General features: G+C 63.7%; 5 protein-coding genes. 1 reads left to right on the top strand and 4 read right to left on the bottom strand.

The genetic code is table 11. The features are described 5' to 3' along the window. The first annotated feature begins 68 nt into the window (after positions 1-68). Positions 69-452 carry a carboxymuconolactone decarboxylase family protein gene (locus WAN71_RS09565; RefSeq protein ID WP_422225102.1) on the top strand — a complete coding sequence of 128 codons (384 nt, stop codon included), beginning with the start codon at positions 69-71 and terminating at the stop codon, positions 450-452. Between the two features lie 25 nt (positions 453-477). Here the strand turns inward: WAN71_RS09565 and WAN71_RS09560 are convergent, their stop codons facing one another. From WAN71_RS09560 to WAN71_RS09545, 4 genes are all read right to left on the bottom strand, one after another. After that, complete coding sequence (locus WAN71_RS09560) at positions 478-840, bottom strand: hypothetical protein (RefSeq protein ID WP_422225101.1); 363 nt, start codon at positions 838-840, stop codon at positions 478-480. A gap of 97 nt (positions 841-937) precedes the next feature. Further along, positions 938-2,947: a glycoside hydrolase family 172 protein gene (locus WAN71_RS09555; RefSeq protein ID WP_422225103.1), complete on the bottom strand. Its 2,010-nt coding sequence runs from the start codon at positions 2,945-2,947 to the stop codon at positions 938-940. A 471-nt stretch (positions 2,948-3,418) separates the two neighbouring features. Beyond that, positions 3,419-3,745 carry an STAS domain-containing protein gene (locus tag WAN71_RS09550; protein WP_422225100.1) on the bottom strand — a complete coding sequence of 109 codons (327 nt, stop codon included), beginning with the start codon at positions 3,743-3,745 and terminating at the stop codon, positions 3,419-3,421. After that, a partial coding sequence (locus WAN71_RS09545) for an ATP-binding SpoIIE family protein phosphatase (RefSeq protein ID WP_422225099.1) occupies positions 3,745-5,121 on the bottom strand: 1,377 nt, incomplete at its 5' end. The genes WAN71_RS09545 and WAN71_RS09550, both read right to left, overlap by 1 nt.

The following is a 5,121-nucleotide window of genomic DNA, read 5'->3' as shown; positions in this document are numbered from 1 at the left end:
GTCGACAACTGGGATGCCTACCTCGATTACCAAATCTCCCGTGAACCCGCACCGAAAGGCCAAGACCGATGACCGAAGCCCGCACAGCCGGCCTCAACGTTTTCAAGGAACTGATGCCCGGGCTCATCCCCGACGACGTGACAAGCCTGCGCGACGGCGGGTTCGCCGACGAACTCGCTGACCTGAGCTTCGACCACGTCTTCGGTAGCTTATGGACCCGGCCGGGGCTGGACCGCCGTTCCCGTAGCCTTGTCACGCTCGGCGCGCTAATCGCGTTGCGGGCCACCGAGGAGCTGAAGTTCCATTTCCCAATTGCTCTACGTAATGGGTTGACCCTCAAGGAGATCGAAGAGGTGGTGTACCACATGGCCGGCTATGCCGGTTTCCCAGCCGCGTCTACCGCCCGCAGCATCGGCCGCGAAGTGCTACCCACACCGGAAGCCACAACCTAGCGGTGCTCCGTTAAGCGTGCCCTGCTCATGGAACCCGGGTCCAGGGTTGACAGTTCCGCGACTCGAAGGCCTTGATCGTCGTGTTGATATTCGCGTACATCGGAGCCATAGAGCTATTCGCCTGGACTACATGGTCCTTGCTCGCATCAGGTGTGCTGTAGGTAAACCACGAGCACATTTCGTCCTGGGTCGGGATGTTGTTTATCCAAACGCCCCAGGTATTCGCCGTCCCGCCGGTGCGGTAAAGGCCCGGTGCGATGTCAGGTCCGACGACGAAGACACCATTACCGGGGATGGGGTCGCCCGGGTCAGCGACGGCTGGCGGCGTGAGCGCGACAGCCGCCACGCATGCAACAAATACGGTCCATGCGCGAATCGTTGGGGACATCGTTTCTCTCCATATCGCGGCCACCCCCCGACGGCAGCGTATGTGCAGACGTCCGTTAGCGACAACAGATAGTGCCGGTGCCGACGGCCGGGCGAACCTAAGACGGCGCCGTCAGTGCGTCGATGTGGTAGCGGCTGGCCGTCCAGGCCGGGGTGTCGGGGGTCGGTGTGAGTCTGATCGTGACGAGGTTTTTGCCCGCGGTGAGACGGCTGGGTACGAGGTAGGTGTCATCGAGCCAGCGGTGTGAGCTATTGCTGCGGGGCTCTAACCAGATCCCGACAGGTGCGCCGTCCACGGCAACCTCTGCTGACTGGTAGCCGGTCGCTTGGTCCGACGTGCGGCGTAGCAGGATGCCCTGATTGTCCGGACTGATCAGCACGTGGAATGCGATCGGCGCAGTGGTGGCGTGAACTAACCCGGCGACGGTGCGACTGTCGTCGGAGCCCTCATATTCGCTGACTAACAGCTGATCGCCTGCGTCGCGGTCGGAATAGCCGTGCAGGAGTCGACTGACCGGATCGGTCGGGATGACTTCGTCGCTGGGGGTGGCGGTGTCGTTTGGTTGTGTATAGAGGAATGCCGTTGAACTGTAGTCGGGTTGGACCATGTTGCGTTTACCGTGCTCGATGCCGAATCGGATTGCGGAGCGGTAGTCGATCGCTTCGGCGAGCATGAGCCGATAGACGGCCACGCAGTAGTCCGCGCATCCACCAATGGCCGTGCGCTGATCGGGCTGGCCGGTGAGCGGGTCGCTATAGGTGGTGCCGTTATGGAAGTACCAGCCGCCCTCGTAGAAGTCCTCGGTGCCGGTGCCATACCACTGCGGCGACGCAGAACCGTCGGTGTAGACCCGTTCGGCTCCTTCGAGGAAGTACGGAGAATCGTCACCAAACGACGTTTTGATCCGAGAACCGCGGATGGTGTGGCTGACGCCGACGAATTTTCCGTGGCCTTGTTCGTCGGCGAATAACCAGTCCTGACCGAGCGCCGTTGGTCCGGCATGCGAACGCGCGGTGAAGTACCCGGCGCGGCCGCTGGCCAGCGCGGATGCCCACTGGGGGTCGGGTGTGAACACGACATCGCTGTCGATTCCGGTTACCGGGGCACCGGTGGCGTTGACGACGGTGACGTGGGCGGTGCGAGCGAAAGGCATTGGCCACCAAGCTGCCAACGACAAAGACCCGTCGGGTTGTGGGATCGTCGCGAACATCAACGATCGCACGGTGTCGGTGCCGAGTCCGGCGCCGAAGAATTCCCCAACTGGCGAGTCGACCATCGTTCGGCCGTCGAACTCGATCTGCAGCCGCAAGCCGGCCAGGAGTTGATCCGCCGGTTGCGGTAGCCGCAACCGGAGCGCCGAGATACTCCCAGAGCCAGTCGATTCCGCAATCTGTAGCCCGCTGATTGCCGGAATCTGGTTGACGCGATGGTTATGTGTTGCGGTGGCTGCCGCCGGTTTGGGGTCGACGGCGCCGGCGGCGCGGAAGGTAGCGAGCGCGTCGAGTGCTGGGTCAGCGGGCGAGAACGTGGTCACCCCGTCGGCTGTGGAAAACCGGCGATAGTCAACGTGGTAATACTCCAAATGCGATGCGACGCTGATCCGCATCGATTGCCGGTAGGGCATCGGCACCTTGATATAGACGCCTCCCGGCGACTGGTCAGCATTGGCCACAAGCGGCCAGACGAAGGGCGCACCCTGCGCGCCGTCGACCAGCGATTGCAATGGCGCGTCGATCACCGTGTGCCCATCCAGGTCAATGCGGATCGTTCCGAGCGCGGTCACATTGCCACCGTCGCGGGTAAACCAGATCGAATCGATCTCACCGGCACCGCGATCTTCCGCGATGACACAGCCGGCGCCACCAGACGCCAGACAGCCACCGCTGCCGTTCTTATTGCCGGTGGAGATGTCGAAATTGCCGCCGCTTCGATCAAAGCTCGACAGCTGCAAAGCCTGCGTGTCGGCACTCAGATACGGCAACCGGTCCAAATGACGGTAGGTGTCCCAGCCCACCGTCTTCTCGCCGAGTGTTCTGGTGACCGGCTGAGTCGGCGCAGCGGCTGCGCCCGCAGCACCGGCAATCACCAGCAGCAGGAATGCGAACATCGCCGACAACGCGCGAACAGCGACCGGCGTGGGAGCGACCGAAGTACTCAACACATAGCAGTCCATCACCGCCGCTCCCTGTTCCGTGAGCGAAACAAAAAATTATCTCGTGCGCCCGTTTACTTGAGCGCTGAACCGACACGCCGATTGGGCAACCACTGCGCGGGTTGCGGGGCTGTCAGAATTGCTCACGGCGCGAAAAAGCCGCGGGTAGGACAGCTTTCGAGGTGTTCGCGTGCAGGAAAACTACTCGTAACCGGTTGGAGGGACAGACACGGTATGTGGTACTCGCACACCAATACTGGTTGGAGGGCCTACATCAGACTGGTGGCCTCGCGTAGCGCTAGTACAACCATCGTTTTGTGGATCCAACGAGTGATGTTGGCGACGATGCAGGCTGAGCTGGTGTCGTGGCGAAACATAGCGGGGCACAAGGATCTTCGCCGCTCCAGTCGTTGGTAGAGATGCGCGTCAGCGTTCTGGCTTGGGCGACGCGGGTTCGACGGTGGCCAGTTCGGCTAGGCCGCTGATGTCGAAGACGCGGACCAGGAACGGGTGGGCGATGACGTGGATGTGCTCGGCGTGCGGGAAAAGGGCGTTGATGGCTGCGCTGTCCAAATACTCCACTGCGCTCAGGTCAATAGTGAGCGTCTCGCCGCGCCCAGCAGTCTCGGTGATGGCCGTGGTGAGGGCTTGTGTGAACGTGTCGATGTTGCTTAGGTCGATTTCTCCCGCTGCAATCAGCACCAGCTTCCCGTCGTCGCTGCGCGTGGTGTCGAGAGTGAGCACTGCGGGCATCAGCTGATCCTCCCGAACAAATGAACTGTCGTCCCGGCCGCTTCCGGGTGGATGGCGATGTCGTGCATTAGCGCTCGCATGAGGGTGATACCGCGGCCGCGATGGGCGTCGGCAGCCGGTTGCGGCGGCTTCCACGAGCCGGTGTCAATAATAGTCACCTGCACCTGATCGACCAGTGCGGTCGCGTGCAGGCTGATGATGCCTTCCGGGCTATCGCGGTGACCGTGCTCGACGGCGTTGGCGACGGCTTCTCCGGCTGCGACGAGCATGTCATGAGCTTGATCTGGATCCACCCGCGCTCGGGTTAACCAGCTGCGCAAGGCGGCGCGGGTGGGAGCAAGCTGGCTGACGTGGGCCGGGAAGTCCATCTCCAGCGGCGCGGGATGGCGGTAGAGCAGCAGCACAACGTCGTCTTGATAGCCGTCGCTCGGCGCAAGACCAGACATGATCTGGTTCGCCAAATCATCCAGTGCTGAGTCACGACCGTCCTGCACCAGGGCAGAGGCGCGGGCGATGCCATCGTCGAGTGGACTGCCGCGACGCTCGACCAGACCGTCGGTGTAGAGCAGCAGGGTCGCGCGCCCCGGCACGGTCACGCGGGCTTCGGGGCGGGGCCGGTCGGGTCGTAGTCCCAACGGAATGGTGTGGCCATCGTCGAGGGTCCGGGTGGTGCCGTCGGCGTGGACGAGGATGGGCGGGGGGTGCCCGGCACTGGAGTACACCAGTTCACCAGTGTCGGGGTTGAGCACCGCGCAGACGACGGTGGTGCATTGGGCGCCGGGTAGCCGCGCCGCGAAGCGGTCCAGCCCCGCGAGCGCGGCGCGTGGGCTTGGGTGGTCGAGCAGCAGCGCGCGGCAGGCGCTGCGTACCTGTCCCATCACGGTGGCAGCGGCGAGGCCATGCCCGACACAGTCGCCGACAATCAACGCGATGCGCCCGTCCTCCAGGTCGACGATGTCGTACCAGTCACCGCCCACGTGTAGGGGCCGGCTCGCGGCCTGATAGCGCACAGCGAACCCGCCCGGTAGACGAGCGGGCCCAAGGATTGCGTGTTGCAGCGCCAGCGCGGTTTCGCGCTGCTGGTCAACCTGGTGCACTCGTTGCAGACCCTGGCCGAGCCGGCCTGCCAGCACCGTTAGCAACGTCTGGTCCTCGAGAGTGAACGGCCGTTTTTCGGCCAATTGGATCCAGACGACGAGCACGCCGTCGGGGTGCTGCAATGCGATGCCCGCCGTCCCTGCACGCGTCGTATTGGGAGCGAGTAGGTCGCCGTCGCGCAACGAGGTCAGCATCTGGCGTGTTTCGGATGACAGGTCGTCCCACTGCGAGGGCTCGCCGACCGAGATCAGGTCCGGCGCGGCGGCGGACCTGTGGGC

Source organism: Mycobacterium sp. (assembly GCF_049280035.1).
Taxonomy (GTDB): Bacteria; Actinomycetota; Actinomycetes; order Mycobacteriales; family Mycobacteriaceae; genus Mycobacterium.
This window is presented reverse-complemented; position numbering and strand designations above follow the sequence as displayed.